General features: G+C 47.0%; 35 protein-coding genes. 31 read left to right on the top strand and 4 right to left on the bottom strand.

Features of this window, described 5'->3' with window-relative positions; translation table 11 throughout:
• The first annotated feature begins 1 nt into the window (after position 1).
• The 31 genes from rplD to TH63_RS01250 all read left to right on the top strand — a co-directional run bounded on the left by rplD (position 2) and on the right by TH63_RS01250 (position 16704).
• Positions 2–634: a 50S ribosomal protein L4 gene (rplD, locus tag TH63_RS01105; protein ID WP_048919300.1), complete on the top strand. Its 633-nt coding sequence runs from the start codon at positions 2–4 to the stop codon at positions 632–634.
• Positions 634–921: a 50S ribosomal protein L23 gene (rplW, locus tag TH63_RS01110; protein WP_048919301.1), complete on the top strand. Its 288-nt coding sequence runs from the start codon at positions 634–636 to the stop codon at positions 919–921. The genes rplD and rplW overlap by 1 nt, the downstream gene beginning before the upstream one ends.
• 12 nt (positions 922–933) lie before the next feature.
• Positions 934–1758, top strand: coding sequence for a 50S ribosomal protein L2 (gene rplB, locus TH63_RS01115; RefSeq protein WP_048919302.1), 825 nt, complete (start codon positions 934–936; stop codon positions 1756–1758).
• A gap of 3 nt (positions 1759–1761) precedes the next feature.
• Positions 1762–2040 carry a 30S ribosomal protein S19 gene (gene rpsS / locus TH63_RS01120; protein ID WP_048919303.1) on the top strand — a complete coding sequence of 93 codons (279 nt, stop codon included), beginning with the start codon at positions 1762–1764 and terminating at the stop codon, positions 2038–2040.
• The gene (gene rplV, locus TH63_RS01125; RefSeq protein WP_048919304.1) at positions 2040–2426 is read left to right on the top strand and encodes a 50S ribosomal protein L22; all 387 of its coding nucleotides are present in this window, start codon (positions 2040–2042) and stop codon (positions 2424–2426) included. Before rpsS ends, rplV begins: the two co-directional genes overlap by 1 nt.
• 5 nt (positions 2427–2431) lie before the next feature.
• Positions 2432–3235 (top strand): 30S ribosomal protein S3, encoded by an 804-nt coding sequence (gene rpsC / locus TH63_RS01130; protein WP_048919305.1) that lies wholly within the window; start codon positions 2432–2434, stop codon positions 3233–3235.
• A gap of 27 nt (positions 3236–3262) precedes the next feature.
• Positions 3263–3685: a 50S ribosomal protein L16 gene (gene rplP, locus TH63_RS01135; protein ID WP_048919306.1), complete on the top strand. Its 423-nt coding sequence runs from the start codon at positions 3263–3265 to the stop codon at positions 3683–3685.
• 2 nt (positions 3686–3687) lie between these two features.
• Complete coding sequence (gene rpmC, locus TH63_RS01140; protein ID WP_048919307.1) at positions 3688–3882, top strand: 50S ribosomal protein L29; 195 nt, start codon at positions 3688–3690, stop codon at positions 3880–3882.
• 11 nt (positions 3883–3893) lie between these two features.
• Positions 3894–4151, top strand: a complete 258-nt coding sequence (rpsQ, locus tag TH63_RS01145; protein ID WP_048919308.1) for a 30S ribosomal protein S17 — start codon at positions 3894–3896, stop codon at positions 4149–4151.
• A 1-nt stretch (position 4152) separates the two neighbouring features.
• Positions 4153–4521: a 50S ribosomal protein L14 gene (rplN, locus tag TH63_RS01150; RefSeq protein WP_048919309.1), complete on the top strand. Its 369-nt coding sequence runs from the start codon at positions 4153–4155 to the stop codon at positions 4519–4521.
• Positions 4522–4541: 20 nt separating this feature from the next.
• Positions 4542–4865 carry a 50S ribosomal protein L24 gene (gene rplX, locus TH63_RS01155; RefSeq protein ID WP_048919310.1) on the top strand — a complete coding sequence of 108 codons (324 nt, stop codon included), beginning with the start codon at positions 4542–4544 and terminating at the stop codon, positions 4863–4865.
• Between the two features lies 1 nt (position 4866).
• A complete protein-coding gene (gene rplE / locus TH63_RS01160) occupies positions 4867–5418 on the top strand; it encodes a 50S ribosomal protein L5 (protein WP_048919311.1) in 552 nt (183 codons plus the stop codon).
• Positions 5419–5422: 4 nt separating this feature from the next.
• Positions 5423–5692 carry a 30S ribosomal protein S14 gene (gene rpsN / locus TH63_RS01165; protein WP_048919312.1) on the top strand — a complete coding sequence of 90 codons (270 nt, stop codon included), beginning with the start codon at positions 5423–5425 and terminating at the stop codon, positions 5690–5692.
• A gap of 86 nt (positions 5693–5778) precedes the next feature.
• A complete protein-coding gene (rpsH, locus tag TH63_RS01170) occupies positions 5779–6177 on the top strand; it encodes a 30S ribosomal protein S8 (RefSeq protein WP_048919313.1) in 399 nt (132 codons plus the stop codon).
• A gap of 10 nt (positions 6178–6187) precedes the next feature.
• A complete protein-coding gene (gene rplF / locus TH63_RS01175; protein WP_048919314.1) occupies positions 6188–6742 on the top strand; it encodes a 50S ribosomal protein L6 in 555 nt (184 codons plus the stop codon).
• Positions 6743–6750: 8 nt separating this feature from the next.
• The gene (gene rplR, locus TH63_RS01180) at positions 6751–7104 is read left to right on the top strand and encodes a 50S ribosomal protein L18 (protein WP_048919315.1); all 354 of its coding nucleotides are present in this window, start codon (positions 6751–6753) and stop codon (positions 7102–7104) included.
• A gap of 4 nt (positions 7105–7108) precedes the next feature.
• Complete coding sequence (rpsE, locus tag TH63_RS01185; RefSeq protein WP_048919316.1) at positions 7109–7627, top strand: 30S ribosomal protein S5; 519 nt, start codon at positions 7109–7111, stop codon at positions 7625–7627.
• Positions 7628–7629: 2 nt separating this feature from the next.
• Positions 7630–7809 (top strand): 50S ribosomal protein L30, encoded by a 180-nt coding sequence (gene rpmD / locus TH63_RS01190; protein WP_048919317.1) that lies wholly within the window; start codon positions 7630–7632, stop codon positions 7807–7809.
• Between the two features lies 1 nt (position 7810).
• Positions 7811–8257 (top strand): 50S ribosomal protein L15, encoded by a 447-nt coding sequence (gene rplO, locus TH63_RS01195; RefSeq protein ID WP_048919318.1) that lies wholly within the window; start codon positions 7811–7813, stop codon positions 8255–8257.
• A 3-nt stretch (positions 8258–8260) separates the two neighbouring features.
• Positions 8261–9586: a preprotein translocase subunit SecY gene (gene secY / locus TH63_RS01200; protein ID WP_048919319.1), complete on the top strand. Its 1326-nt coding sequence runs from the start codon at positions 8261–8263 to the stop codon at positions 9584–9586.
• Between the two features lie 3 nt (positions 9587–9589).
• The gene (gene map / locus TH63_RS01205; RefSeq protein WP_048919320.1) at positions 9590–10360 is read left to right on the top strand and encodes a type I methionyl aminopeptidase; all 771 of its coding nucleotides are present in this window, start codon (positions 9590–9592) and stop codon (positions 10358–10360) included.
• A 3-nt stretch (positions 10361–10363) separates the two neighbouring features.
• Complete coding sequence (gene infA, locus TH63_RS01210; protein WP_048919321.1) at positions 10364–10582, top strand: translation initiation factor IF-1; 219 nt, start codon at positions 10364–10366, stop codon at positions 10580–10582.
• Positions 10583–10586: 4 nt separating this feature from the next.
• Entirely contained in the window at positions 10587–10703 is a 117-nt protein-coding gene (ykgO, locus tag TH63_RS19890; RefSeq protein ID WP_071885446.1) for a type B 50S ribosomal protein L36, read from the top strand.
• A 9-nt stretch (positions 10704–10712) separates the two neighbouring features.
• Positions 10713–11090 carry a 30S ribosomal protein S13 gene (gene rpsM, locus TH63_RS01215; protein WP_048919322.1) on the top strand — a complete coding sequence of 126 codons (378 nt, stop codon included), beginning with the start codon at positions 10713–10715 and terminating at the stop codon, positions 11088–11090.
• Between the two features lie 10 nt (positions 11091–11100).
• The gene (gene rpsK, locus TH63_RS01220) at positions 11101–11493 is read left to right on the top strand and encodes a 30S ribosomal protein S11 (RefSeq protein WP_048919323.1); all 393 of its coding nucleotides are present in this window, start codon (positions 11101–11103) and stop codon (positions 11491–11493) included.
• Positions 11494–11515: 22 nt separating this feature from the next.
• A complete protein-coding gene (gene rpsD, locus TH63_RS01225; RefSeq protein WP_048919324.1) occupies positions 11516–12121 on the top strand; it encodes a 30S ribosomal protein S4 in 606 nt (201 codons plus the stop codon).
• 39 nt (positions 12122–12160) lie between these two features.
• Positions 12161–13150: a DNA-directed RNA polymerase subunit alpha gene (locus TH63_RS01230; RefSeq protein WP_048919325.1), complete on the top strand. Its 990-nt coding sequence runs from the start codon at positions 12161–12163 to the stop codon at positions 13148–13150.
• 68 nt (positions 13151–13218) lie between these two features.
• Positions 13219–13740, top strand: a complete 522-nt coding sequence (rplQ, locus tag TH63_RS01235; RefSeq protein WP_048919326.1) for a 50S ribosomal protein L17 — start codon at positions 13219–13221, stop codon at positions 13738–13740.
• Between the two features lie 78 nt (positions 13741–13818).
• Positions 13819–14934 carry a glutamine-hydrolyzing carbamoyl-phosphate synthase small subunit gene (gene carA / locus TH63_RS01240; RefSeq protein ID WP_048919327.1) on the top strand — a complete coding sequence of 372 codons (1116 nt, stop codon included), beginning with the start codon at positions 13819–13821 and terminating at the stop codon, positions 14932–14934.
• Positions 14935–14949: 15 nt separating this feature from the next.
• Positions 14950–16227, top strand: a complete 1278-nt coding sequence (eno, locus tag TH63_RS01245) for a phosphopyruvate hydratase (protein ID WP_048919328.1) — start codon at positions 14950–14952, stop codon at positions 16225–16227.
• 171 nt (positions 16228–16398) lie between these two features.
• Positions 16399–16704, top strand: a complete 306-nt coding sequence (locus tag TH63_RS01250; RefSeq protein WP_048919329.1) for an FtsB family cell division protein — start codon at positions 16399–16401, stop codon at positions 16702–16704.
• Positions 16705–16816: 112 nt separating this feature from the next.
• Here TH63_RS01250 and dnaK read toward each other — a convergent pair whose 3' ends face one another.
• The 4 genes from dnaK to TH63_RS01270 all read right to left on the bottom strand — a co-directional run bounded on the left by dnaK (position 16817) and on the right by TH63_RS01270 (position 23317).
• On the bottom strand, positions 16817–18676 hold the full coding sequence (gene dnaK / locus TH63_RS01255; protein WP_048919330.1) for a molecular chaperone DnaK: 1860 nt from the start codon (positions 18674–18676) through the stop codon (positions 16817–16819).
• A gap of 195 nt (positions 18677–18871) precedes the next feature.
• The gene (locus tag TH63_RS01260; RefSeq protein ID WP_048919331.1) at positions 18872–21304 is read right to left on the bottom strand and encodes a zinc-dependent metalloprotease; all 2433 of its coding nucleotides are present in this window, start codon (positions 21302–21304) and stop codon (positions 18872–18874) included.
• 207 nt (positions 21305–21511) lie between these two features.
• Positions 21512–22126 carry a hypothetical protein gene (locus tag TH63_RS01265; RefSeq protein WP_048919332.1) on the bottom strand — a complete coding sequence of 205 codons (615 nt, stop codon included), beginning with the start codon at positions 22124–22126 and terminating at the stop codon, positions 21512–21514.
• Between the two features lie 132 nt (positions 22127–22258).
• Positions 22259–23317 (bottom strand): Ldh family oxidoreductase, encoded by a 1059-nt coding sequence (locus TH63_RS01270; RefSeq protein ID WP_048919333.1) that lies wholly within the window; start codon positions 23315–23317, stop codon positions 22259–22261.
• Positions 23318–23336 lie beyond the last annotated feature (19 nt).

Consider the following 23336-nt stretch of genomic DNA (forward strand, 5'->3'; position numbering starts at 1 on the left):
GATGGAGCTATCAGTTTTCAATAGTAAAGGTGAAGATACCGGAAGGAAAGTAACCCTTCCTGAGTCGGTGTTCGGCGTTGAGCCAAACGAGCACGCGATGTATCTGGATGTAAAGCAGTATTTAGCTAACCAACGCCAGGGTACGCACAAATCAAAAGAGCGTGCAGAGGTTGCTGGTTCAACAAAGAAGATCAAGCGTCAAAAGGGTACTGGTGGAGCCAGAGCTGGTTCTATGAAGTCTCCTGTATTTATTGGTGGTGGCCGCGTATTTGGACCAAGACCAAGAAACTATAGCTTCAAACTGAATAAGAAGTTGAAAGCATTGGCCAGATTATCTGCCCTTTCAACCTTAGCAAAAGATGAGCGTCTGGTTTTAGTTGATAACCTGAACATAGATTCTCCAAAAACAAAAAGCTTCGCTGCTGTATTGGCAGGACTGAAAGTTGGAACGAGAAAGACTTTGGTAGTTACCAAGGAAGCAAATGCCAACGTGGTTCTTTCTAGCAGAAACTTAGCCAAAGTAAAAGTATCTACCCCGGGAGCTTTAACAACATATGATTTGTTAAACGCTGACAAAGTAGTTTGTTTAGAAGAGTCTCTTTCTGTTTTTGAAGAAATTTACGCAACGAAATAATGAGTATCCTGAAAAGACCATTATTGACGGAGAAGCTTACTGCTTTGAATGAAGTAGGTAAATATGCTTTTGAAGTTGATAGAAAAGCAAATAAGATTGAGATCAAGAAAGCGATCCAGTCTCGTTATGGGGTAACAGTAGAGAAAATCTCTACCATGAGAACCCAAGGAAAACTAAAGTCTCGCAATACCAAATCTGGTGTTGTTACCGGGCGTACGGCATCCTCTAAGAAGGCGATTGTCACTTTGAAAGAAGGGGAAGTAATCGATTTCTATAGCGGTATATAAGCAAATAAAAGAATGGCATTAAGAAAACTAAGACCAACAACACCAGGTCAAAGATTTAGAATTGCGCCAGCCTTCACTGAAATCACGAAGAGCGAGCCTGAGAAATCTTTGTTGGCATCCAAGAAAAAATCTGGTGGACGCAACAATTCAGGAAGAATGACCATGCGCTATACAGGCGGTGGGCACAAGCAAAGATTCCGTATCATTGATTTCAAAAGAACCAAGTACGGCGTTCCTGCAACTGTAAAAGCGATTGAGTACGATCCAAATAGAACAGCTCGCATTGCCTTGCTGTACTATGCAGATGGTGAGAAGACCTACATCATTGCACCTGCAGGCTTGGCAGTAGATGCAGTAGTAGTGTCAGGACCTGGGGTAGCTCCAGAAGTTGGTAACGCGTTACCGCTTTCTGATATTCCCCTGGGTACTATTGTTCACAACATTGAGTTAGCTCCAGGTCAAGGTGCAGTACTAGCAAGAAGCGCAGGATCATATGCGCAGCTGGTAGCCCGTGAAGGACGCTATGCTACCCTCAAGTTACCTTCTGGTGAGATGAGAATGGTACTGGTAAACTGTATGGCTACCGTAGGTACTGTTTCTAACGCAGACCATATGAACGTGAAGCTTGGAAAAGCTGGACGTAGCAGATGGATGGGTATCAGACCAAGAGTGAGAGGTGTTGCCATGAACCCAGTCGATCACCCAATGGGTGGTGGTGAAGGTAAGTCTTCAGGCGGTCACCCAAGATCCCGTAATGGTCTGTACGCGAAAGGTCAAAAGACCAGAAACAAAAATAAATTCTCTGAGAACCTGATTGTTAATAGAAGGAAGAAATAAGTAATGGCAAGATCATTAAAAAAAGGGCCTTATATTGACTACAGGCTCGATAGAAAAGTGCAGACAATGGATGAGTCTGGAAAGAAAGCAGTGATCAAAACCTGGTCACGCCGTTCCATGATCTCCCCAGATTTCGTAGGTCATACGTTTGCTGTGCACAACGGGAACAAGTTTATTCCGGTGTATGTAACAGAAAACATGGTAGGTCACAAATTAGGCGAATTCGCTCCTACCCGAAACTTTAGAGGCCATATTGCTAAGAAAGATAAAGGTAAAAGATAATGGAAGCGGTTGCTAAATTAAACAATGTACCAAGCTCACCGCGTAAGATGAGACTGGTAGCGGACATGATCCGTGGTAAGAGAGTTACCCAAGCATTAGGCTTGCTTAAGTTTACTGCAAATTCCGGCGCTCCTAAATTGGAGAAACTTCTTCTATCTGCCTTATCAAACTGGCAAGCAGCTAACGAAGATGCCCGCATTGAAGATGCTAATCTATATATCAAAGAGATTAGAGTAGATGAAGGAAAGATGCTGAAGCGCTTACGTCCTGCTCCTCAGGGCCGTGGCCACAGAATCAGAAAGAGATCTAACCACGTGACACTTGTGATTGATTCTAAAGTGGAAGCGGAGACAGTTGAAACATCTACCTCTAACGAAGCCAAATAGTTAAAATGGGACAAAAAGTTAATCCAGTAGGCCTAAGACTAGGTATTGTTAAAGGCTGGGACTCTAATTGGTTCGGAGGAAAGGATTTCGCTGAAAAGCTGATCGAAGATGAAAAAATCCGTAAATACATCCTTGCCCGTATTCCAAAAGGAGGTATTTCCAAAATCATCATTGAGAGAACCCTTAAAAGGATCACCATCACCATCAACACTGCCCGTCCAGGCGTAGTGATTGGAAAAGGTGGCCAAGAGGTTGATAAGATCAAAGAAGAGCTGAAGAAAATCACCAACAAGGATGTACAGATTAACATCTTTGAAATTAAGCGCCCTGAACTGGATGCTAAATTGGTAGGTGAATCAGTAGCACAACAACTTCAGGCGCGTATCTCTTTCAGAAGAGCTATGAAACAAGCCATTGCTTCTGCTATCAGAGTGGGTGCAGAAGGTATCAAGATCCAAGTATCTGGCCGTTTAGGTGGAGCTGAAATGGCTCGTACTGAACATTACAAAGAAGGACGTACTCCTTTGCATACTTTGCGTGCTGATATTGATTATGCATTATCAGAAGCTCAGACCGTTTACGGTAAATTGGGTATCAAAGTGTGGATCTTCAAAGGAGAAGTTTTCGGTAAGCGTGACCTTTCTCCTAATGCTGGTCAACAAAGTGGTGGTCAATCTGCTGGTCCTCGTAACGAAAGAAGTGAGAGAGGCGGAAATGATCGCGGCGACCGTAGAGACAGCAACCGTAACAAACGCCCTGGTGATGGAACCCAGAAGCGTAGCGGTGGTGGACCTAACAAGCGCAAGTAGTTGTTCAACCTTTAGGTAATTTTAGAAATGTTACAGCCAAAACGGACTAAATATAGAAAGATGCAAAAAGGCCGGGTGACCGGTCTTGCGCACAGAGGAAGCACAATCTCCTTTGGTTCTTTCGCCATTAAATCATTAGAAGCCTCCTGGATCACCAGCCGCCAGATTGAAGCGGCTCGTATCGCGATGACTCGTGCTATGAAACGTGAAGGCCAGGTATGGATTCGTATTTTCCCTGACAAACCTATCACAAAGAAGCCTGCAGAGGTTCGTATGGGTAAGGGTAAAGGATCTCCGGAGTACTGGGTAGCCGTAGTTAAACCAGGTACCATTATGTTTGAATCTGATGGAGTATCTCTAGAAGTAGCTCAAGAGTCGTTGCGACTGGCTGCTCAGAAGCTACCAGTTAGAACTAAATTTGTAGTACGTAGAGATTACGTTGAGAAATAGTCATGAAGCAATCAGAAATTAAAGCTCTTTCACTGAATGAAGTGAAAGAGCAACTTACCGCTGAGAGAAACAACTTGCAGAACCTGAAGTTCGCGCATGCTATTTCTCCCCTAGAGAACCCAATCAGAATTAAGCATACTAGAAAAACCATCGCCAGACTAGAGACGCAATTGCGTTCTTTAGAGCTCAATGGCTAAATAGAAAAACCATGGAGACGAGAAATCTAAGAAAAGAAAAAACTGGACGCGTGGTAAGTAACAAGATGGACAAGTCCATTACTGTTATTGTTGAAAGCAAAGTGAAACACCCTATTTACGGGAAATTTGTTTCCAAGTCCAAGAAGTTCATGGCCCATGATGAGAACAATGACTGCGGTATCGGAGATACTGTCCGCATCATGGAGACTCGGCCATTGAGCAAAAACAAATGCTGGCGCTTAATTGAAATCGTAGAAAGAGCTAAATAAGATGATACAACAAGAATCAAGACTTACTGTTGCTGATAACAGCGGAGCAAAAGAGGTTCTGTGCATCCGGGTATTGGGTGGTACAGGCAAGAAATACGCCTCTGTGGGTGATAAAATTGTTGTTACCGTAAAATCTGCTCTTTCTTCCGGCAACGTTAAGAAAGGAACTGTTACCAAAGCGGTAATTGTTCGGACCAAAAAAGAAGTTCGTCGTAAGGATGGATCTTATATTCGTTTTGATGATAATGCCGCGGTATTATTAAACAACAACGATGAGCCACGTGGTACGCGTATCTTTGGGCCAGTTGCCCGCGAGTTACGTGAAAGACAGTTTATGAAAATTGTTTCTTTGGCTCCTGAAGTATTATAAACACGAGAAGAGAAAACAAGATGTCAAAACATAAACTTCATGTGAAGAAAGGTGACACCGTAAAGGTGATCGCTGGTGATGATAAAGGAAAAACAGGAACTGTAACCTCTGTGCTTACTGAAAAGCAGAAAGTGGTTATTGAAGGGTTGAACCTAGTATCTAAGCACCAAAAGCCAAGCGCTAAAAATCCTAACGGAGGAATTGTGAAGCAGGAAGCTCCTATCCACGCCAGTAACGTGATGTTGGTAGAGCCGGCCACTAATGAAGCTACCCGTTCAGGAAAGAAGCTTAACAATGATGGTAAGCTACAACGTTATTCCAAAAAAACTGGAAACTTAATCTAACATGGCAGCTAGACTAAAAGATAAGTACACAAAAGAGATCGTTCCTGCATTGAAAGAGAAATTTCAATACAAGAGCATCATGCAAGTGCCAAAGATTACAAAAATCAGCATTAACAGAGGTATTGGTAATGCGGTGGCTGATAAGAAACTGGTGGATATTGGAGTAGACGAACTCACTATCATTGCAGGTCAGAAAGCAGTTCAAACCAAAGCTAAGAACTCAATCTCAAACTTTAAGTTGAGAGAAGGTATGCCAATTGGTGCACGTGTTACCTTGCGTGGCGAGAGAATGTATGAATTCCTTGACCGTTTGGTAACAATCGCCCTTCCACGGGTTCGTGACTTCAAAGGTATCAATGATAAAGGCTTTGACGGACGTGGTAACTACACCTTAGGGGTAAAAGAGCAAATAATATTCCCTGAGATCAGCATTGACAAAATTAAGTCTATCGCTGGTATGGACATCACTTTCGTTACTACTGCTTCTACAGATGAAGAAAGCCTGGAGTTATTGAAAGCCTTTGGTTTACCTTTCGCAAATTTAAAGAAATAATAAAATGGCTAAAGAATCAGCAAAAGCAAGAGAGCTCAAGAGACAAAAGTTAGTAGCGAAGTATGCTGCTAAGAGAGCTCAGTTAAAAGCTGCTGGCGATTATGAAGCTCTAGATAAATTGCCTAAAGACGCCTCTCCAGTACGTTTACACAACAGATGTAAATTGACCGGAAGACCAAGAGGTTATATGAGGAAGTTTGGCATCTCTCGCGTTACATTCAGAGAGATGGCTTCTGCCGGCAAGATTCCTGGGGTAACGAAGGCTAGTTGGTAATTATTACTCCTATCATTATTATAGTTAGGAAAACATTAGTATCTTTGCGGCTCCTTAAAAAGAGCGGAATCTAAAATTATAGTCTAATGCATTCAGATCCGATAGCAGATTATTTAACTAGACTACGGAATGCCATCAAGGCAAATCACCGTGTAGTTGAAATTCCGGCTAGCAAAATAAAGAAAGAATTAACCAAAGTTCTCTACGAGAAAGGTTACATTCAGAGTTACAAGTTCGATGATAGTTCAATTCAGGGCACCATTAAAATTGCCTTGAAGTATGATCCAGCTACCAAGCAATCTGCTATCGTGAAACTTGAAAGAGTCAGTAAGCCGGGACTCCGTAAGTATGTGCATCTTGATGAGATGCCACGTGTGTTGAATGGATATGGTGTAGCCATTCTGTCAACCTCAAAAGGTGTCATCACTAACAAAGAGGCTGTTGGCCTTAATGTAGGGGGTGAAGTATTATGTTACGTGTATTAATTAAGTAGAGATGTCACGGATAGGAAAACTGCCCATCACGCTCCCACAAGGTGTTGAGGTGTTGGTAAACCAGGATAACCTGGTAACAGTGAAAGGACCTAAAGGAACACTTACTGCTCAAGTTGATACTGATATTAGTATTGCTGTGGAGGATGGGGTTCTTACTGTAACTCGTCCTACTGAACAAAAGCGTCACAAGGCCCTTCACGGATTATACCGCTCTATCATCAATAACATGATAATTGGTGTTAGCACCGGTTACAAAATGTCTCTTGAATTGGTAGGTGTAGGTTTCAAAGCTACTACGGTAGGCCAAAACCTTGAGTTAGCCCTTGGATATTCGCATAATATCTATGTTGGTTTACCTCCTGAAATTTCTGCAAACGCAGTTACTGAAAAAGGTAAGGCACCTGTTATCCACTTAGAAGGAATTGATAAGCAGTTGATTGGCCAGGTAGCCGCTAAGATCCGCTCGTTACGGAAAGTTGAGCCTTACAAAGGTAAAGGTATCCGTTTTGTGGGTGAGGTTGTTAGAAGAAAAGCTGGTAAAACTGCTTCTAAATAAGAAAGAAAATGGCATTCGATAAAGCAAAAAGAAGACTGAGAATCCGTCGCAGTATCCGTAATAAGGTTTCTGGAACGGCTCAGCGTCCACGTCTGTCTATCTTCAGAAGCAATAAGTTTATTTATGCTCAGCTGATTGATGATGTGAATGGAGTTACATTAGCAAGTTCTTCATCTGCTACCACTGAAGGAACCTCATCTTCTACTAAGATAGAGTCTTCTTCTTCTGTTGGTCGTGATATTGCAGCTAAAGCCCTGGAAAACGGTATTACTGAAGTTGTTTTTGACAGAGGTGGTTACCTGTATCACGGTAGAGTTAAATCATTGGCAGAAGGGGCTCGTGAAGCGGGTCTTAAATTCTAAGAACATGTCTAAATTAAATATCAGAAGCATCAAAGCAAGCGAAATCGAGCTGAAAGAGCGCGTTGTAGCTATCAACCGTGTTGCCAAAGTGGTAAAGGGCGGTAGAAGATTCAGCTTCTCTGCCATTGTGGTAGTAGGTGATGGTAATGGTGTGGTTGGCTATGGCTTAGGTAAAGCCAATGAGGTAACTGATGCTATTGCCAAAGGAATTGATGATGCTAAAAAGAACCTGGTACGTGTACCAATGTTCAAGCACACTGTTCCTCACTCCATGGAAGGTAAATTCTCTGGTGGCTTTGTATTGATCAAGCCAGCCGCAGCCGGTACCGGTGTAATTGCTGGTGGTGCTATGCGTGCTGTCTTTGAAAGTGCCGGGATCAAAGATGTTTTGGCTAAGTCTAAAGGATCTTCTAACCCGCACAACGTGGTGAAGGCTACCTTTGACGCTCTGTCAAAAATGCGTGATCCATTGGTAGTTGCTCAGCAACGTGGAATCAGTTTACAACGTGTATTCAACGGGTAATTATGGCAAGTGTAGAAATCACCCAGATCCAAAGTATTATTGATCGTCCAGAAAGACAAAAGAGAACCATGAAGGCTCTTGGTCTTGGTAAAATCAATAAGACTGTAACAAAAGAGTTAACCCCTCAGATAGCTGGAATGGTTAACCGCGTACAACATTTAGTATCGATTAAGGAGGTCTAAAATGAATTTAAGTAATTTAAAACCTGCAGAAGGTTCTACAAAGAACCGAAAAAGAATTGGTCGCGGTACCGGTTCTGGTAGAGGTGGTACTTCTACCCGCGGACATAAAGGAGCTAAATCTCGCTCAGGATATTCATCTAAAGCAGGTTTTGAAGGGGGTCAGATGCCTTTGGTACGCCGTGTTCCTAAATTCGGTTTCAAGAACATCAATCGGGTAGAGTATACTGCTGTTAACCTTGATGTACTTCAGAATCTTAGCGCCAAATCTGGTTCTGCTGTTATTGACTTTGCGGTTCTTCGTGAAAACGGATTAGCCTCTAAAAACGATAACATCAAAATCTTAGGAAGAGGTGAATTAACTGCTGCTATTGAAGTGCATGCGCATGCATTCTCCCAAACTGCAGTAGAAGCAATTGAAAAAGCAGGCGGCAAGGTTGTGACTCTGTAACAGATGAAGAAGCTGATTACTACGATTAAGAATATTTTTGCGATTGAAGATTTGCGAGTAAGAATCCTAAATACTTTAGGATTCATCGCAATTTTCAGATTAGGTTCCTATGTAGTTCTTCCTGGTATTGATCCCAATCAATTGAAAGGTAGCACACAAGGGATATTAGGACTTCTTGACGCATTTCTAGGGGGAGCATTTAGCAATGCTTCCATCTTTGCGTTAGGCATCATGCCCTATATTTCTGCTTCCATCGTTTTACAGCTTCTAACCATTGCAGTTCCTTATTTCCAGAAATTGCAGAAGGAGGGAGAGTCTGGCCGTAAGAAGATAAACCAGTACACCCGGGTATTAACTATTGTTATCACTTTAGCACAATCGGTTGGTTTCTTGGCCACCATTAATGCAGGAGCTATTAGCCCGGCAGTTGCAGGACCTCTGTTCACAATTTCTTCTATGATCATCCTGACGGCTGGAACTATGTTCTGTATGTGGTTAGGGGAGAAGATTACAGATAAAGGGATTGGTAACGGTATTTCCATGTTGATCATGATTGGTATCGTTTCCCGCCTACCAGGTGCATTAGTAGGGGAAGCCCTTGCCTTGGGTCTTGGTAAATCCTTAATCTTTATCATTGAGCTTATTGTTCTGTTCTTTGTGGTAATGAGTGTGGTAATGCTCACCCAAGCCATTAGAAGAATACCAGTTCAATATGCTAAGCAGGTGGGAGGTAGTGCATCATTACAAGCAGGTCAGCGTCAATTCATTCCTTTGAAAGTAAACGCTGCTGGTGTTATGCCTATCATATTCGCTCAGTCATTGATGTTCTTGCCTGGTATGATTGCCTCTTTCTGGAGAAATGAAAGTGATATGGCCAACGAGATCGGGAATGTTTTCTCTGATTATACCTCTTGGCAGTATAACCTTTCTTTTGCGGTATTGATCATCGTATTTACGTTCTTTTATACGGCTATCAGTGTTAACCCCAATCAAATCTCTGATGATTTGAAAAGAAGTGGTGGTTTTGTGCCCGGTGTGAAACCAGGTATTGCTACCTCAGAATACATTGACGAAGTATTAACCCGTATTACCTTCCCTGGTGCCTTGTTCTTGGCGGTAGTAGCTATTTTGCCTTCTATTGCCATGTTATTTGGAATCACCAGAGAGTTCGCCGCTTTCTTTGGAGGTACTTCCCTCATCATTCTTGTAGGGGTGGTATTAGATACCTTGAACCAAATTGAGAGCTATTTGTTAATGCGTCATTATGACGGAATGATGAAATCTGGTAAACTCAGAGGACGTTCTAAAAATATAGCCGTTGCTTCCTAAGGAATGATTATTTACAAAACGGAAGAAGAGATTGAGCTTATAAGACAAAGTGCTAACATCCTCAGCCAGGTGCACGGTGAAATAGCCAAGCATGTGGCAGAGGGTGTTACAACCTTAAAATTGGATTCCGTTGCTGAGGAGTTTATCAGAGATAACGGCGGTTCTCCCTCTTTTAAAGGATATAATGGGTTTAAGCATAGTTTATGTATCAGCTTAAATTCAGCGGTAGTACACGGAATACCAAGTAAATATTCTCTGCAATCTGGAGATGTAGTATCTATAGATTGTGGAGTTTTTTTTCAGGGCTTTCACAGTGACAGTGCCTATACTCATGCAGTTGGAGAAGTAGAGCCAGAAGTGGCAGAGTTACTACTCCATACTAAAGAGTCTTTATACAAAGGAATAGAATATGCCGTTGCCGGTGCCCGTATAGGAGACATTGGTTTTGCCATTCAATCTCATGTGGAGCAATTTGGTTACGGTGTAGTTAGGGAGTTGGTAGGCCACGGCCTTGGCAAGAGTTTACATGAAGGCCCTGAAGTCCCCAATTATGGGAAGAGGGGACAAGGTATGAAACTTCAGGAAGGTCTGGTTCTAGCCATTGAACCCATGGTTAATTTAGGGTCCAGACATGTGGTTCAAGAGAATGACGGCTGGACTATCAGAACCAGAGATAAAAAACCATCTGCGCATTTTGAACATACGGTAGTAATAAGAAAAGGCAAAGCTGAGATTTTAACAACTTTTGATTACATAGATAAAGCACTAAATTAATACATGGCTAAACAGTCTTCCATCGAACAAGACGGTACCATCATTGAGGCACTATCCAATGCAATGTTTCGGGTAGAATTAGAAAATGGCCATCAAGTTATTGCTCACATTTCCGGAAAGATGCGGATGCACTACATCAAGATTCTTCCCGGTGACAGAGTAAAATTGGAAATGTCTCCTTACGACCTTAGTAAAGGTAGAATAGTTTACAGATACAAATAAACAGATGAAAGTAAAAGCGTCAGTTAAGAAGCGCAGTGAAGACTGCAAGGTGATCAGACGTAAAGGCAAGCTTTACGTGATAAACAAGAAGAATCCACGTTATAAACAAAGACAAGGTTAATTTTAAAACATGGCTAGAATAGCAGGAGTTGATATTCCAGATAACAAAAGAGGCGAGATCGCTTTGACGTACATCTACGGCATTGGTCGTAAGTTGTCACAGTCTATTTTGGTGAAGGCTGGGGTGGATCTTGACACTAAAGTTAAAGATTGGACAGAGGAGCAAGCCGGGGAAATCCGTAATGTGATTGCTTCTGAGATCAAAGTTGAAGGTGTTCTTCGTTCTGAAGTACAATTGCACATCAAGCGTTTGATGGACATCGGTAGCTACCGTGGTTTACGTCACAGAAAAGGTTTACCAGTAAGAGGTCAGAGAACCAAGAACAACTCTAGAACTCGTAAGGGTAAGCGTAAAACTGTTGCAAATAAGAAGAAGGCATCTAAATAATTAAACGACAATGGCTCAGAAAAGAAAAGACAAGGCCAAGAAGCGCGTGGTTGTGGTGGAGCCTGTTGGTCAGGTACACATCAAAGCTTCTTTCAATAATATTATCATCTCTGTTACCAACATCAATGGCCAGGTTATCTCCTGGGCTTCTGCTGGTAAAATGGGATTCAAAGGGTCTAAGAAAAATACTCCTTATGCTGCTCAGATGGCCGCCGCAGATTGCGGTAAGGTTGCCTATGAAGCTGGTATGAGAAAGGCTGAAGTGTTTGTAAAAGGCCCAGGAGCTGGACGTGAGTCAGCTATCCGGACTATGCAAAATGTGGGTATTGAGGTAACTTCTATCAAAGACGTGACTCCTCTTCCTCATAACGGATGTCGTCCTCCAAAGCGCAGAAGAGTTTAAGGATATTATTTAGTATTAGAACATGGCAAGATATACAGGCCCTAAGAGTAAAATCTCTAGAAGATATAACGAACCAATTTTTGGACCAAGCAAAGCGCTCGCTAAAAAAGCGTATGGTCCAGGTCAGCATGGCCGTGGTCGTAGAAAAAAGCAATCTGAGTATGCCATCCAGTTAATGGAGAAGCAGAAAGCCAAATACATCTATGGTGTATTGGAAAAGCAGTTTGCCAATTTGTTTGATAAAGCTGCCCGTAAAACAGGTATCACTGGTGAAAACTTACTTGGTCTCCTGGAGGCTAGATTAGACAACACGGTTTATCGTTTAGGCATTGCTCCAACCAGACGTGCTGCACGTCAGTTGGTAAACCACAACCACATTCAAGTTAACGGTGGGGTTGTGAACATTGCTTCTTACACGCTGCGTCCTGGTGATGTAGTGAGTGTACGTGAGAAGTCCAAGTCATTAGAAGCTATTACTACCAGCCTGTCTGCGCGTAATGCCCGTCAATTCACCTGGTTAGAGTGGGATACCAACCTTATGGCTGGTAAGTTTATCGCCACTCCTCAGCGTGATCAGATCCCTGAAAAAATTCAGGAGCAGCTGATTGTCGAGCTTTACTCTAAGTAATGAGTTCTAATTTTAAGTGTCAACCTTAAACCAGCAATCATGTCAATATTAGCCTTTCAAATGCCGGAGAAAGTCGTGATGGAGAAATCCGATGACTTTAATGGGCAGTTTGAATTTAAGCCGCTAGAAAAGGGCTATGGTGTTACCATTGGGAATGCGCTGAGAAGAATTCTTCTCTCCTCATTGGAAGGCTTTGCCATCTCCAGCATCCGTATTCCTAGTGTGCTCCATGAGTTCTCTACCATTGAAGGTGTGGTTGAAGATGTCTCTGAGATTATCCTGAACCTGAAAATGGTTCGCTTCAAGAAGATTGGTGACCTGGTTGATGATAAGATCACTGTTAGCATCAGCAAACAAGATACCTTTACGGCCGGGGACATTAACAAATTCTCTGGTTCGTTCCAGGTATTGAACCCTGACCTGGTGATTTGTCACCTAGACCCTGAAGCCTCTTTTGAAATTGAGTTAACCATTCAGAAGGGTAGAGGATATGTGCCTGCAGAAGAAAACAAGCCTGTAGACCAGGTGTTCGGCCAAATTTCTATTGATGCTATTTTCACTCCTGTAAAGAATGTGAAATTCAGCGTGGAGAACACTCGGGTGGAGCAGAAAACTGACTACGAGCGTCTATTGTTAGAAATTACCACTGATGGATCAATTCATCCGGAAGATGCCTTGAAAGGCGCTGCCAATATCTTGATCCAGCACTTTATGCTGTTCTCTGACAACACCATGACTTTTGAAACAGTGAAGCCTGAAGAGGAAGAAGCTGTGGACGAAGAAATGCTGCACATGAGAAAAGTGCTGAAGACCCCTCTGCATGACATGGATCTTTCCGTTCGCGCATACAACTGCTTAAAGGCAGCAGATATCAGAACGCTTGGAGATTTAGTTCAGCTGGATCTTTCAGACATGATGAAATTCCGTAACTTTGGCAAAAAGTCATTAACTGAGTTGGAAAACCTGGTTGCTGAAAAAGGCCTTAACTTCGGGATGGATATCTCCAAGTACAAATTAGAAGAAGATTAGTAATCCTACGGCATAATTCCCGATCCCGTAAAGGTTGATCGACGGTATGCACGTGCACAATCAATTAAATGAGACACGGTAAAAAAAACAATCACCTAGGTAGGACTGCTTCCCACCGCGCCGCTATGTTATCTAACATGGCCGCATCACTTATTCTTCACAAGCGGTTAGTTACCACGGTAGCCAAAGCCAAAGCACTACGCAAGTATGCTGAGCCTTTGCTAACCAAAGGTAAAAGCGACACTACTCACTCTCGTCGTACAGTTTTCTCTTACCTGCAAAGTAAAGAAGCCGTTAAGGAGTTGTTTGATGGAATCGCTGCAAAAATTGCTGGTCGTCCTGGCGGCTATACCCGCATTATCAAAACGGGTACTCGTCTTGGTGACAACGCAGAGATGTGTATCATTGAGTTAGTAGACTACAACGAGGATATGCTTTCTACAAAAGGTGCTGAAGGTGCTGGCAAAGCCAAAACCAGACGCCGTTCTGCTGGTAAGAAAAAAGAAGGTGCTGCTCAGGCAGATGCTTCTGCTCCTGCCGCTGAAGGTGCCGCACCGGCTGAGAATGTTGAAACTCCAGCAGCAGAATAACGAAAATGCAATAAATTATGAAAAGGGATACGAGATTACTCGTATCCCTTTTTTATTTTTGCTACATATTTAATTAGAATGAAGCTTCATACAACAACTGATGCAGTATTGGTGCTGGAAGACGGCACCTTCTTCCGGGGCAAGAGCCTGGGGAAAATTGGGACCACTGGCGGTGAGATCTGTTTCAATACAGGGATGACCGGCTATCAGGAGATCTTCACAGATCCTTCTTACTATGGTCAGGTTGTGATTACCACCGTGGCGCACGTGGGTAATTATGGCGTGCAGCCAGAAGAGGTGGAATCTAATAATATCCAGATCAAAGGGCTTATCTGTAAAGAGTTCTCCCATCACTTCTCCAGAAAGACCGCTGAAGGTTCTCTTCAGGAATATTTTGAGAAGGCTGGGGTAGTGGGCATCTGTGAAATTGATACCCGTGAGTTGGTTAGGTACATCAGAGACAAAGGTGTAATGAATTGCATCATTTCCTCTGAGACGGCAGATGTAGAGGCTTTGAAAGAGCAATTGAAGCAAATTCCTTCTATGGACGGCCTGGAGCTTTCCTCCAAAGTCTCTACCACCACAGAGTATGATTTGCCAGCCACCGAGAAGCGTTTTAAAGTTGCGGTGCTTGATCTTGGCGTAAAGCGCAATATTCTCAACAACCTCACCAGCAGGGGCTGTGAATGCCGCGTGTTCCCTTATGGTACCACCTTTGACGAGATGGAAGCCTGGGGACCAGATGGATACTTTATCTCCAACGGTCCTGGTGATCCTGCGGTAACTACCCAGGCAGAGAAAACCGTGGAGCAGATCCTGAATGTGGAAAGACCTATGTTCGGAATTTGCATGGGGCATCAGATCTTGGCGCAGGCCAACGGTATCCCTACCTATAAAATGCACAATGGGCACAGGGGATTGAACCACCCCGTTAAAAACCTGGTTACTGGCCGTAGCGAAATTACCTCGCAGAACCACGGGTTCGCGGTTGACCCCGAGGCCGTCAAAAACAACCCCAACGTAGAAGTGACCCACATTAACCTGAATGATAACACCATTGAGGGCATAAGGATCAAGAACAAGCCGGCCTTCTCGGTGCAGTACCACCCAGAGTCTTCGCCGGGCCCACATGACTCTGAGTACCTATTTGACCTCTTTGTGGAGTTAATGGAGAAAGACAAGAAGAATTCCTAAACAAAATAGATTACTATGAGCTTAATTGAAGACATTAAAGCCCGCCAGATTTTTGACTCTCGCGGAAACCCAACGGTTGAGGTAGATGTAATTACGCAGAATGGCATTGTAGGCCGTGCGGCGGTTCCTTCCGGGGCCTCTACGGGTAAGCACGAAGCCGTGGAGCTGCGTGACAATGACAAGAGCCAATACATGGGCAAAGGTGTTTTGCAGGCGGTGCAGAACGTAAACACCATTATTGCCGATGAGTTGGTGGGTTTCTCTGTTTTTGAGCAAAGCCTGCTGGATAAGATCATGATTGAGATTGACGGCACTGACAATAAAGCCAAACTGGGAGCCAACGCCATTCTGGGTGTTTCCCTGGCCGCCGCCAAAGCCGCTGCCAAAGAAGCAGGTCAGTCATTGTACCGGTACGTAGGGGGCGTGAACGCCAATACCCTGCCCGTGCCTATGATGAATATCTTGAACGGCGGCAGCCACGCAGATAACTCCATTGACTTCCAGGAGTTCATGGTAATGCCTGTGGGCGCGTCTTCCTTCTCTGAAGCCCTTCGTTGGGGAACTGAGGTGTTCCATCACCTGAAAGAGGTTCTTAAGAAAAAAGGGATGTCTACCAACGTAGGTGATGAAGGCGGCTTTGCCCCTAACATCGGCTCTAACCAGGAAGCCATAGAGGTAGTATTGCAGGCTATTGAGGCCGCAGGCTACAGACCAGGCGAGGACTTCATGATTGCTATGGATGCTGCCGCCTCTGAGTTCTATGATGCCTCTACCGGTCATTACCACTTCAAGAAATCTACCGGCGATAAACTTACTTCTTCTGAGATGGTAAACTTCTGGACCGACTGGTCTAAGAAATACCCGATCATCTCTATTGAAGACGGAATGGACGAAGACGACTGGACTGGCTGGAAAGCCTTAACGGATTCCATTGGCAGCACTACCCAATTGGTAGGGGATGACCTATTCGTGACCAATGTGAAGCGTCTGCAGCAAGGCATTGACCAGAAAACGGCTAACGCTATCCTGATCAAGGTAAACCAGATTGGTACCTTAACTGAGACCATTGACGCGATTAACCTAGGCCGTAGAAATGGCTATAAGAGCATCATGAGCCACCGTTCCGGAGAGACCGAAGACAACACCATCGCTGACTTAGCAGTGGCTTTGAACTGCGGTCAAATCAAGACAGGTTCGGCTTCGCGTTCAGACAGAATGGCCAAGTACAACCAGTTGCTTCGTATTGAGGAGGAACTGGGCGAGGTAGCCTACTTCCCGGGCAGAAAGATGTAATTGTAAGGGAGCCTAGTCTGAATTGGATTCTGTTTTGGGCCTGTTTTCTTTAAAACGGCCTTAAAACGAAATTTCAAGAATAGATAGGCTCTCTTATAGATACCTTCTGGAAACTTTGTAAATTCATGGCGGCAAGCGAGAGCTTGCCGCCATTTTTTTGTAGTTTTCCTTATGTTGGCACGCGTACCTAAATTCTTCAGAAGCTTTTACTTTCTCACCACCCTGGCGTTTCTGGTCTGGATGTCTTTCTTTGACTCCAATGATTTCCTGACCCAGTACCAGACCAGCCGCAAGCTCTCCATTCTGGAAGAGGAGCGGGACTACTATGTAGAGAAGATTGCCGAGGTGCAGAAAGACCGCCGCGAACTGATGAGCAACCCGCAATTGCTGGAGAAATTCGCGCGGGAGAAATACCTCATGAAAAAGCCCACCGAGGACCTGTATCTGATTGTAGTAAAAGACGAGGAAGAAAAGTAATTCCTTCTTACCCCATAAAAGCAGAACGCGCAGCTCTACCAAGGGCTGCGCGTTCTGCTTTTATATATTTTCTGTTTTAAGCCCATTTTTCCGAAAACGGCCTCGAAACAGGTTACTCAATCTTCTTGCCGGTCATGGCCTGCTTGATAGAGATCTGCATCACGCGCTCGGCAAAGGGGCTGGTTTGCTCTTCCAGCACATCTACGGCTCTAAGAATGGTGTCTTTATCGCCGGTAGGCAGGGCGTCTTTCAGGTTCTGCAAGTTCTGGCGGGTGAGTTCTATTTCCTCAGGGGTGAGGTGCTCCGCGTTTTTCTGCACGAAGCGCTCTACCTGATAGATCATCTGCTCTGCGGTGGTGCGGGCCTCAATAACCATGCGGGTGTTTACGTCTTCACGCGCGTGGGTGATGGAGTCCATAAGCATCTGCTCTACTTGGGCATCGGTTAACCCGTACTGCGGTTTCACTTCCACCTCTTGGCGCACGCCTGATCGCAGTTCAACGGCTTCCACTTTCAGGATGCCATCGGCGTTCAGGATGAAGTTCACGTCTACCTTCGGGAAACCGGCGGGCATGGCGGGGATACCTTTGAGGTCAAACTCGGCTAGCTTACGGTTTTCCTTCACCAGGTCACGCTCGCCTTGGTACACACTTATCTTCATGTTCACCTGACCGTCTACCGAGGTAGTATATTGCCTACCAGCCTTGGTAGGAATCTTGGAGTTACGCGGAATGATGGAGTCCATGAGGCCGCCCATGGTCTCTATGCCCAGCGTGAGCGGGGTCACGTCCAGGAGCAGAATGTCTTTGCGGTTGCCGGCCAGCACATCGGCCTGGATGGCAGCGCCCAGTGCCACCACCTCGTCTGGGTTCAAAGAGTTGTTGGCTGGTTGCCCGAAGAAATCACTCACGGTCTGGTACACCAACGGCACCCGCGTAGAACCACCCACCATGATCACGGTGTCAATTTGCTCTGGTTGCAGGCCCGCGTCTTTCAACGCCATTTGGCAGGAAGCCATGGTGCGGTCTATGATAGGCGTGATAAGGGTTTCAAAGGTGTGGCGGTCAAGTTTGAGGGTAAAGCCGTTCAAATCTGTTTTGAATTTCTCCTCATTGCTCAACGTCTTCTTGGCTTCCTCGGCCTGCAGGCGCAAGGCCTGAGACATATTGGCGTCCTGCGCAACCAGGTCGGTAAGCAAGGTGTTCTGCAGAAGCCAGTGGTTGATGATGGCGCGGTCCAGGTCATCGCCGCCCAGGTAGGTGTCACCGTTGGTAGAGAGCACTTCAAAGATGCCCTGGTGGATGCGCAGAATGGAAATATCAAAGGTGCCACCGCCCAGGTCATACACGGCAATGGTGCGCTCCTCGGTCTGGTCCAGGCCAATGCCATAGGCCAGGGAAGCCGCGGTAGGTTCGTTCACAATACGCAGCACCTCCAGCCCAGCTAGTTTGCCGGCGTCACGGGTGGCCTGGCGTTGGGAGTCATTGAAGTAAGCCGGCACGGTGATCACGGCGCGGTTCACCGGGGTTTTGAGGGCATGCTCGGCGCGGGCCTTCAGTTCTTTCAGGATCTCGGCAGAGAGTTCAATAGGCGAGTAGAACTTGTCCTGCACCCGTATCTTCACCAGCCCCTCAGAGTTGTCATCAATGATCTTATACCCGAAACTGTCCTTGTGCTCGCCCAGGTCATGGTAAGATTTGCCTAGCAAGCGTTTCACCGAGTAAATGGTGTTGGCCGGGTCTGAGATCAGGTAATCTTTGGCGGCATTGCCCACCAGCACTTCTCCGTTGACGGCAAAATGGACCACTGAGGGGACTATGGTGCCCATGCCCTGGTCATTAATGGCGATGGGCACGTGGTCTTCGGGGTGCATGTAGGCTACCAGGCTGTTGGTGGTACCCAGGTCAATACCCACAATCACCTCTTCTTTTTGGATAGAGGCGGTGGTTAAGTTTATTGCTATTTTGGCCATGCTGTCAGGTTTTAAGGCGCGCCCGCAGGCACACTCCGCAAAAGTACGAAGAAATAGCCTGTGAACAGGAGTACGGTTTCTCCTTAGTAACTGATTGGAATGGCGCTACATAAAAAAGCCCCGCTAACTAAGGCGGGGCTTTTCTGTTTAAGTATTCTGTTTTAGGCCTGTTTTGCCAAAAACAGGCCTAAAACGCTATTCGCACCCCAGCATCTCAATAGAGCCGATGGGGGCACCCGGAGGCAAGGTTTTATGTAATTGCGGTTTGGCTTCCAGGGGCTTTTTCAAGCGCTCCAGCGCCAGCAGGGCATTTCCTTTCACGGCCTCGTTGGAAGATTTGGCCAGTTTTTTAGCTTGTTGCTCCAGGTTTTTCAGCTGTAGCTGGGCGGCGGCGCGGGCAGGGTAGGCGGCATTCTCATTCTGTGCGAGTGCCAGCAGGTGGGTGAGCACCAGTTGCTGCGTGAGCAATTGCACCTGCCCGGGCAATCCCGGAGCAGGATTAGCGCCCCAGGTTTGCGAAATGGTTTGGTCCAGCACCTCGTCCAGGCCCAGTTTACTGCCGCGGGCTTTCAACTCTACCAGACGAGCGGCGCGCTCCGGATGAAACAAAAAGGAAAGCGTGAAATCTGCCGAGGCCTCTGCTGCCGCCAATGGGTCAAAGGTAAGGCCGGTGCGTTTGTCAAACAGCTCACGCGTAAGCGACCAGCCCGCCGGACGGGGCGGAATGGCGGCAATGATTCTCTCGGGCAGGGCCAGCACGTTGGGTTGCAGGGTACCCAACAGGGCGTCCAGGGCTTTCTGCTGCTCTGCCTCAGGGACAACCTCGGTGACCAACTGCCCATCGCCGCGCGAGGCGTAAGTGTAGTTCACGCCGCCCACCACTTTGGCGGCCGCCTCTACTTGGTAGCGGTGGTAGTTGTAAATGGGCACCAACGCGTCTTCCAGCATAGCCATCGGCACGCCGGGCTTAATGTTGTTTACCCCAAAACGGTCCAGGGCTTTTTGCCTTACTGCCAACACATGGCGAAGCTCTTCGGCGGCATTAGCGCCGTTGTCCCAGAGGTGGGCCTGCGGGTGCGCCCCGCCGGGGGAACGGGCATCGCGGTCCGAGATAAACTGCAGGCCCTGGGCGTGTCCTTTCCGAAGCAATTGGTCTAAGGCTTTTTTTTCATCGGTACTGGTAGTGTAATGCTGGTAGCCATACGTCACGGCCAGTTTGTCCCACTCGCCAATGCCCACGGCGTAGGCATCAGAAAGGTCAATCTCGCCGCTGGCAGATAGTTTTACGGTAGGGTGCGGATAGTCCATGACCGAGGCGCGGTTATTCACGCTGGCGGCGTAGTTGTGCATGATGCCCAGCGTGTGGCCCAACTCGTGCGCCGACAACTGCCGGAGCCGCGCCAGGGCCATCTTCATCATCTCGGGGTTGGCGGGTTTGCCTTCTTCATAGGGGGCCAGCAGGCCTTCGGCAATCAGGAAATCCTGGCGCACGCGCAAAGAGCCCAAACTCACGTGGCCTTTGATGATTTCGCCGGTGCGCGGGTCGGTCACCGAAGCGCCGTAGCTCCAGCCCCGGGTACTGCGGTGCACCCACTGAATGACGTTGTAGCGCACATCCATGGGGTCAGCGTCTACGGGCAGAATCTCTACCTTGAACGCGTCTTTGTAGCCGCCCGCAGCAAAAGCCTGTGCCCACCAGCGGGCCCCGTCCAGCAGCGCGGTTCTGATAGGCTCGGGCGCGGCATGGTCTACGTAATACACAATGGGTTTCACGGCCTCAGACACCGCCGCGGATGGGTTCTTTTTCTGCAACCGGTGCCGGGCAATATAGCGTTTGGTGATGGACTCATCTACGGGCGTACTGAAATCCATGTACTCAATCCCGAAGTACCCGGCCCGCGGGTCCATGGCCCTGGGGGTGTAGTTGGTATCTGGTAACTGAATAAAGGAATGGTGCTGCCGTACGGTAATGGCTTGCGCCGAAGGCGTGACGCTGCGCACAAAATTACCCGCGTCATCGCCGCCGGTAAAGGTGAGCGTGGCTTCAAATTCTGAATTCTGGGGAAAATTCTTGGTGCGGGGCAAATACAGAGCCGACCGCGAAGGCTCTAACCGGTACGTTCCCTGGCGCGCGCGCCGGATGCTGCCTACCACGTCATGGGCATCACGCAGCAGAAACTCCGTGGCGTCTACCAGCATCTTTCCGCCTTCACTGGCCTCTACCTTAAATCCCCACAACGCCGACTGCGCGAACGACTGCGCCACGGCCTGCTCCTCGGCGGGGTTGCCGTTCATGGCGCGGTAGCTTTGGTTGGGTTCTATGAGCAGCACCTTGGGTCCCACTTTCTGGAAATACACCACGTGCTCGCCGCCCAATTGCCCCCGGTCCAACCCAATGTCATTGGAGCCCAGCCCTGCCGCCAGAGAGTTCACGTACAGGAACGGCTGGTCCAGTTTGTCAATCTCCAGCAGAATTCGGCCGGTGGCCTCGTCCCAGTAAAAGGGGAAGTAGCCGCTGAACTTCTGCATGCCCGCGGTTTTGGCGGCGAGAGCGGTGGGTTTGTTTTGGGCGTGAAGGAGGGAAAAGGTGAGCAGGGTAAAGAGAAGGGAGAGGAGCGTTTTTCGCATAATTTATGAAAAGGAGGTTCAAAACGGAATCAGCGAATAAGGTAGGGATTTAAGAAGACAGGGGCAAGGGGTTTGCCTGGGATCAGGGGTTTGGCTTTAAAGCTATGACTTGAGTTTTCCCTAAACAAAGACCGCCACTTCTGTAAGGAAGTAGCGGTCTAAACAAAGAATTTTGTAAAGGAAGCAGGCTAGCAGCCGAAGGTATTTTTATAGCACCTCTACCCCAACTACTTCTTTAATCTTGTAATAGTTTTTGGCCGAAGGAATATAGACCTCTATTTCCTGCCAGCTGAGTTTCACCTTCTTGTTGGTGAATTTTTTTGTGTCAGCCATGAAGCCTTCTGACCCTGGAAACTGTCTCAGCCAGATGAAAGACTTCTCATTATTGGTGTTGTCTGTGATGACAAAGTAGTTGAAGTCTTTGGTGTCAATGCGCTTAAGGGTTCCTTCTGAAGTGCCAGTCATAGAACCTGTGTTGGTTCCCTGGGCCATTTTCATGGATAGCGCAATGAAGGGTTGGCAATTATCTTTAAAAAGGTTTTTACCCACCTCTTCGCCTAACTTTCTCATGGCTGGCTGGTCAGAGATCTGGATGCTTTTTTCCTCGGCTAACTGAATTACCAGGTTAAATTCTTTAGAGAAGCAGTCCACAAAAACCTTTTCGGCACTGGGCTTGTCTGTAATTTTCTCTAGGTCAACCTTGCCAATGCAGCCGCATAAATTATCTGAAATTTTTCTTTCAGTGGCACTAAGAGTGACTTGCCCGTTTGCGAAGGATAAGAGGGAACAGTAAAAGAAGGTGAAGAGTAAAAGTTTTTTCATGTAAATGGTAAATAGATAGAATATTGAGTTAATACTATAAAGGTAATTAAGATTATAGGACTATTTATATTGGTAGAGAGCTAAATCTTATTTCGGGCCTGTTTTTCTGCAAACAGGCCCGAAACGCTTTCCCTACAACGTAACCCCAAACTTCTCGCCCAATCCTTCCAAATCCTTGACCACAGGCGGAAGTAACGGAATCCCTTCTACCATGCGCTTCTCGGTGAAAATGCGCTCCGGGTCACCGGGGATAAGCACTTGGTGGTCTTCTTTGGCTTTGGAGCTCCGGAAGCGGGTAATCCAGTTGTCCATGTGCTGTTTGAAGTCATCGGCGGGCCGGAAGGCGTCTACGCGCATGGCCCCGAAGAAATGGCCGATGCCCTCGCCCACGGGGTCTGCAGGCGGCGTCAGGAAGCTCACGAAGGGTGGTACCCACGGCCCATAATTGGCCCCCGATAACACCGCCGAGAAAATATCTACGACGGCACCCAAAGCGTAGCCTTTGTGGCTGCCGGTGTCGCCGCCCAACGGGAGCAGGGCCCCGCCGTCTTTCAGTTCATTGGGGTTGGTGGAAGGGGAGCCATCGGCGGCCTGAATCCAGCCGTGCGGGGCCTCCAGGTTCTTGCGCTGCAGCATCTCCAGCTTGCCGTTGGCGGCAGTAGTGGTGGCCAGGTCGGCCACGAAGGGTGGTTGGTCTTTGGCCGGAATCGCCACGGCGATGGGGTTGGTGCCCAGCAGTCGTTCCAGGCTATACGTGGGGGCTACCAGCGGACTGGCGTTGGTCATGGCCATACCAATCATGTCATGCTCCAGGGCCTTCATGGCGTGGTAACCGGCTATCCCAAAGTGGTTGGAGTTCTTCACCGCTACCCAGCCGGTACCGGCAATCTTGGCTTTCTCAATGGCAATCTGCATGGCCTTGGGTGCCACTACCAGGCCCAGGCCTCCGTCGCCGTCCACGGTGGCGGTGCTGGGCGTTTCGTGCACTATTCTAACGGTGGGCGTAGCGTTGATGCGGCCGGCTTCCCAGAGCCGCACGTAGCCAATTAGGCGGGCAACGCCATGGGAATCCACGCCCCTGATATCAGCGGAAAGCAGGGTCTCGGTGGCGGTTTGGGCATCTTCGGGCGGGCAGCCCATGGCCAGGAAAATCTGACGGGAGAAATCAAAAAGTCGTTGGTAGGAGTACATGCGCAAATTCTGAAAGTGA

Source organism: Rufibacter radiotolerans (assembly GCF_001078055.1).
In the GTDB taxonomy this organism is placed as follows: domain Bacteria; phylum Bacteroidota; class Bacteroidia; order Cytophagales; family Hymenobacteraceae; genus Nibribacter; species Nibribacter radiotolerans.

Coding starts and splice junctions, on each gene's coding strand:
- infA (WP_048919321.1), top strand. CDS start 10,364: ATGGCTAAACAGTCTTCCATCGAACAAGACGGTACCATCATTGAGGCA.
- ykgO (WP_071885446.1), top strand. CDS start 10,587: ATGAAAGTAAAAGCGTCAGTTAAGAAGCGCAGTGAAGACTGCAAGGTG.
- TH63_RS01270 (WP_048919333.1), bottom strand. CDS start 23,317: ATGTACTCCTACCAACGACTTTTTGATTTCTCCCGTCAGATTTTCCTG.
- rpsH (WP_048919313.1), top strand. CDS start 5,779: ATGCATTCAGATCCGATAGCAGATTATTTAACTAGACTACGGAATGCC.
- rpsD (WP_048919324.1), top strand. CDS start 11,516: ATGGCAAGATATACAGGCCCTAAGAGTAAAATCTCTAGAAGATATAAC.
- rplB (WP_048919302.1), top strand. CDS start 934: ATGGCATTAAGAAAACTAAGACCAACAACACCAGGTCAAAGATTTAGA.
- rpsN (WP_048919312.1), top strand. CDS start 5,423: ATGGCTAAAGAATCAGCAAAAGCAAGAGAGCTCAAGAGACAAAAGTTA.
- dnaK (WP_048919330.1), bottom strand. CDS start 18,676: ATGGCCAAAATAGCAATAAACTTAACCACCGCCTCTATCCAAAAAGAA.
- rplX (WP_048919310.1), top strand. CDS start 4,542: ATGTCAAAACATAAACTTCATGTGAAGAAAGGTGACACCGTAAAGGTG.
- map (WP_048919320.1), top strand. CDS start 9,590: ATGATTATTTACAAAACGGAAGAAGAGATTGAGCTTATAAGACAAAGT.
- rplF (WP_048919314.1), top strand. CDS start 6,188: ATGTCACGGATAGGAAAACTGCCCATCACGCTCCCACAAGGTGTTGAG.
- rplD (WP_048919300.1), top strand. CDS start 2: ATGGAGCTATCAGTTTTCAATAGTAAAGGTGAAGATACCGGAAGGAAA.
- TH63_RS01250 (WP_048919329.1), top strand. CDS start 16,399: ATGTTGGCACGCGTACCTAAATTCTTCAGAAGCTTTTACTTTCTCACC.
- secY (WP_048919319.1), top strand. CDS start 8,261: ATGAAGAAGCTGATTACTACGATTAAGAATATTTTTGCGATTGAAGAT.
- rpsC (WP_048919305.1), top strand. CDS start 2,432: ATGGGACAAAAAGTTAATCCAGTAGGCCTAAGACTAGGTATTGTTAAA.
- rplQ (WP_048919326.1), top strand. CDS start 13,219: ATGAGACACGGTAAAAAAAACAATCACCTAGGTAGGACTGCTTCCCAC.
- rplV (WP_048919304.1), top strand. CDS start 2,040: ATGGAAGCGGTTGCTAAATTAAACAATGTACCAAGCTCACCGCGTAAG.
- rplN (WP_048919309.1), top strand. CDS start 4,153: ATGATACAACAAGAATCAAGACTTACTGTTGCTGATAACAGCGGAGCA.
- rpsS (WP_048919303.1), top strand. CDS start 1,762: ATGGCAAGATCATTAAAAAAAGGGCCTTATATTGACTACAGGCTCGAT.
- eno (WP_048919328.1), top strand. CDS start 14,950: ATGAGCTTAATTGAAGACATTAAAGCCCGCCAGATTTTTGACTCTCGC.
- TH63_RS01230 (WP_048919325.1), top strand. CDS start 12,161: ATGTCAATATTAGCCTTTCAAATGCCGGAGAAAGTCGTGATGGAGAAA.
- rpsK (WP_048919323.1), top strand. CDS start 11,101: ATGGCTCAGAAAAGAAAAGACAAGGCCAAGAAGCGCGTGGTTGTGGTG.
- carA (WP_048919327.1), top strand. CDS start 13,819: ATGAAGCTTCATACAACAACTGATGCAGTATTGGTGCTGGAAGACGGC.
- rplO (WP_048919318.1), top strand. CDS start 7,811: ATGAATTTAAGTAATTTAAAACCTGCAGAAGGTTCTACAAAGAACCGA.
- rpsM (WP_048919322.1), top strand. CDS start 10,713: ATGGCTAGAATAGCAGGAGTTGATATTCCAGATAACAAAAGAGGCGAG.
- TH63_RS01260 (WP_048919331.1), bottom strand. CDS start 21,304: ATGCGAAAAACGCTCCTCTCCCTTCTCTTTACCCTGCTCACCTTTTCC.
- rpsQ (WP_048919308.1), top strand. CDS start 3,894: ATGGAGACGAGAAATCTAAGAAAAGAAAAAACTGGACGCGTGGTAAGT.
- rplR (WP_048919315.1), top strand. CDS start 6,751: ATGGCATTCGATAAAGCAAAAAGAAGACTGAGAATCCGTCGCAGTATC.
- TH63_RS01265 (WP_048919332.1), bottom strand. CDS start 22,126: ATGAAAAAACTTTTACTCTTCACCTTCTTTTACTGTTCCCTCTTATCC.
- rpsE (WP_048919316.1), top strand. CDS start 7,109: ATGTCTAAATTAAATATCAGAAGCATCAAAGCAAGCGAAATCGAGCTG.
- rplE (WP_048919311.1), top strand. CDS start 4,867: ATGGCAGCTAGACTAAAAGATAAGTACACAAAAGAGATCGTTCCTGCA.
- rpmD (WP_048919317.1), top strand. CDS start 7,630: ATGGCAAGTGTAGAAATCACCCAGATCCAAAGTATTATTGATCGTCCA.
- rplP (WP_048919306.1), top strand. CDS start 3,263: ATGTTACAGCCAAAACGGACTAAATATAGAAAGATGCAAAAAGGCCGG.
- rplW (WP_048919301.1), top strand. CDS start 634: ATGAGTATCCTGAAAAGACCATTATTGACGGAGAAGCTTACTGCTTTG.
- rpmC (WP_048919307.1), top strand. CDS start 3,688: ATGAAGCAATCAGAAATTAAAGCTCTTTCACTGAATGAAGTGAAAGAG.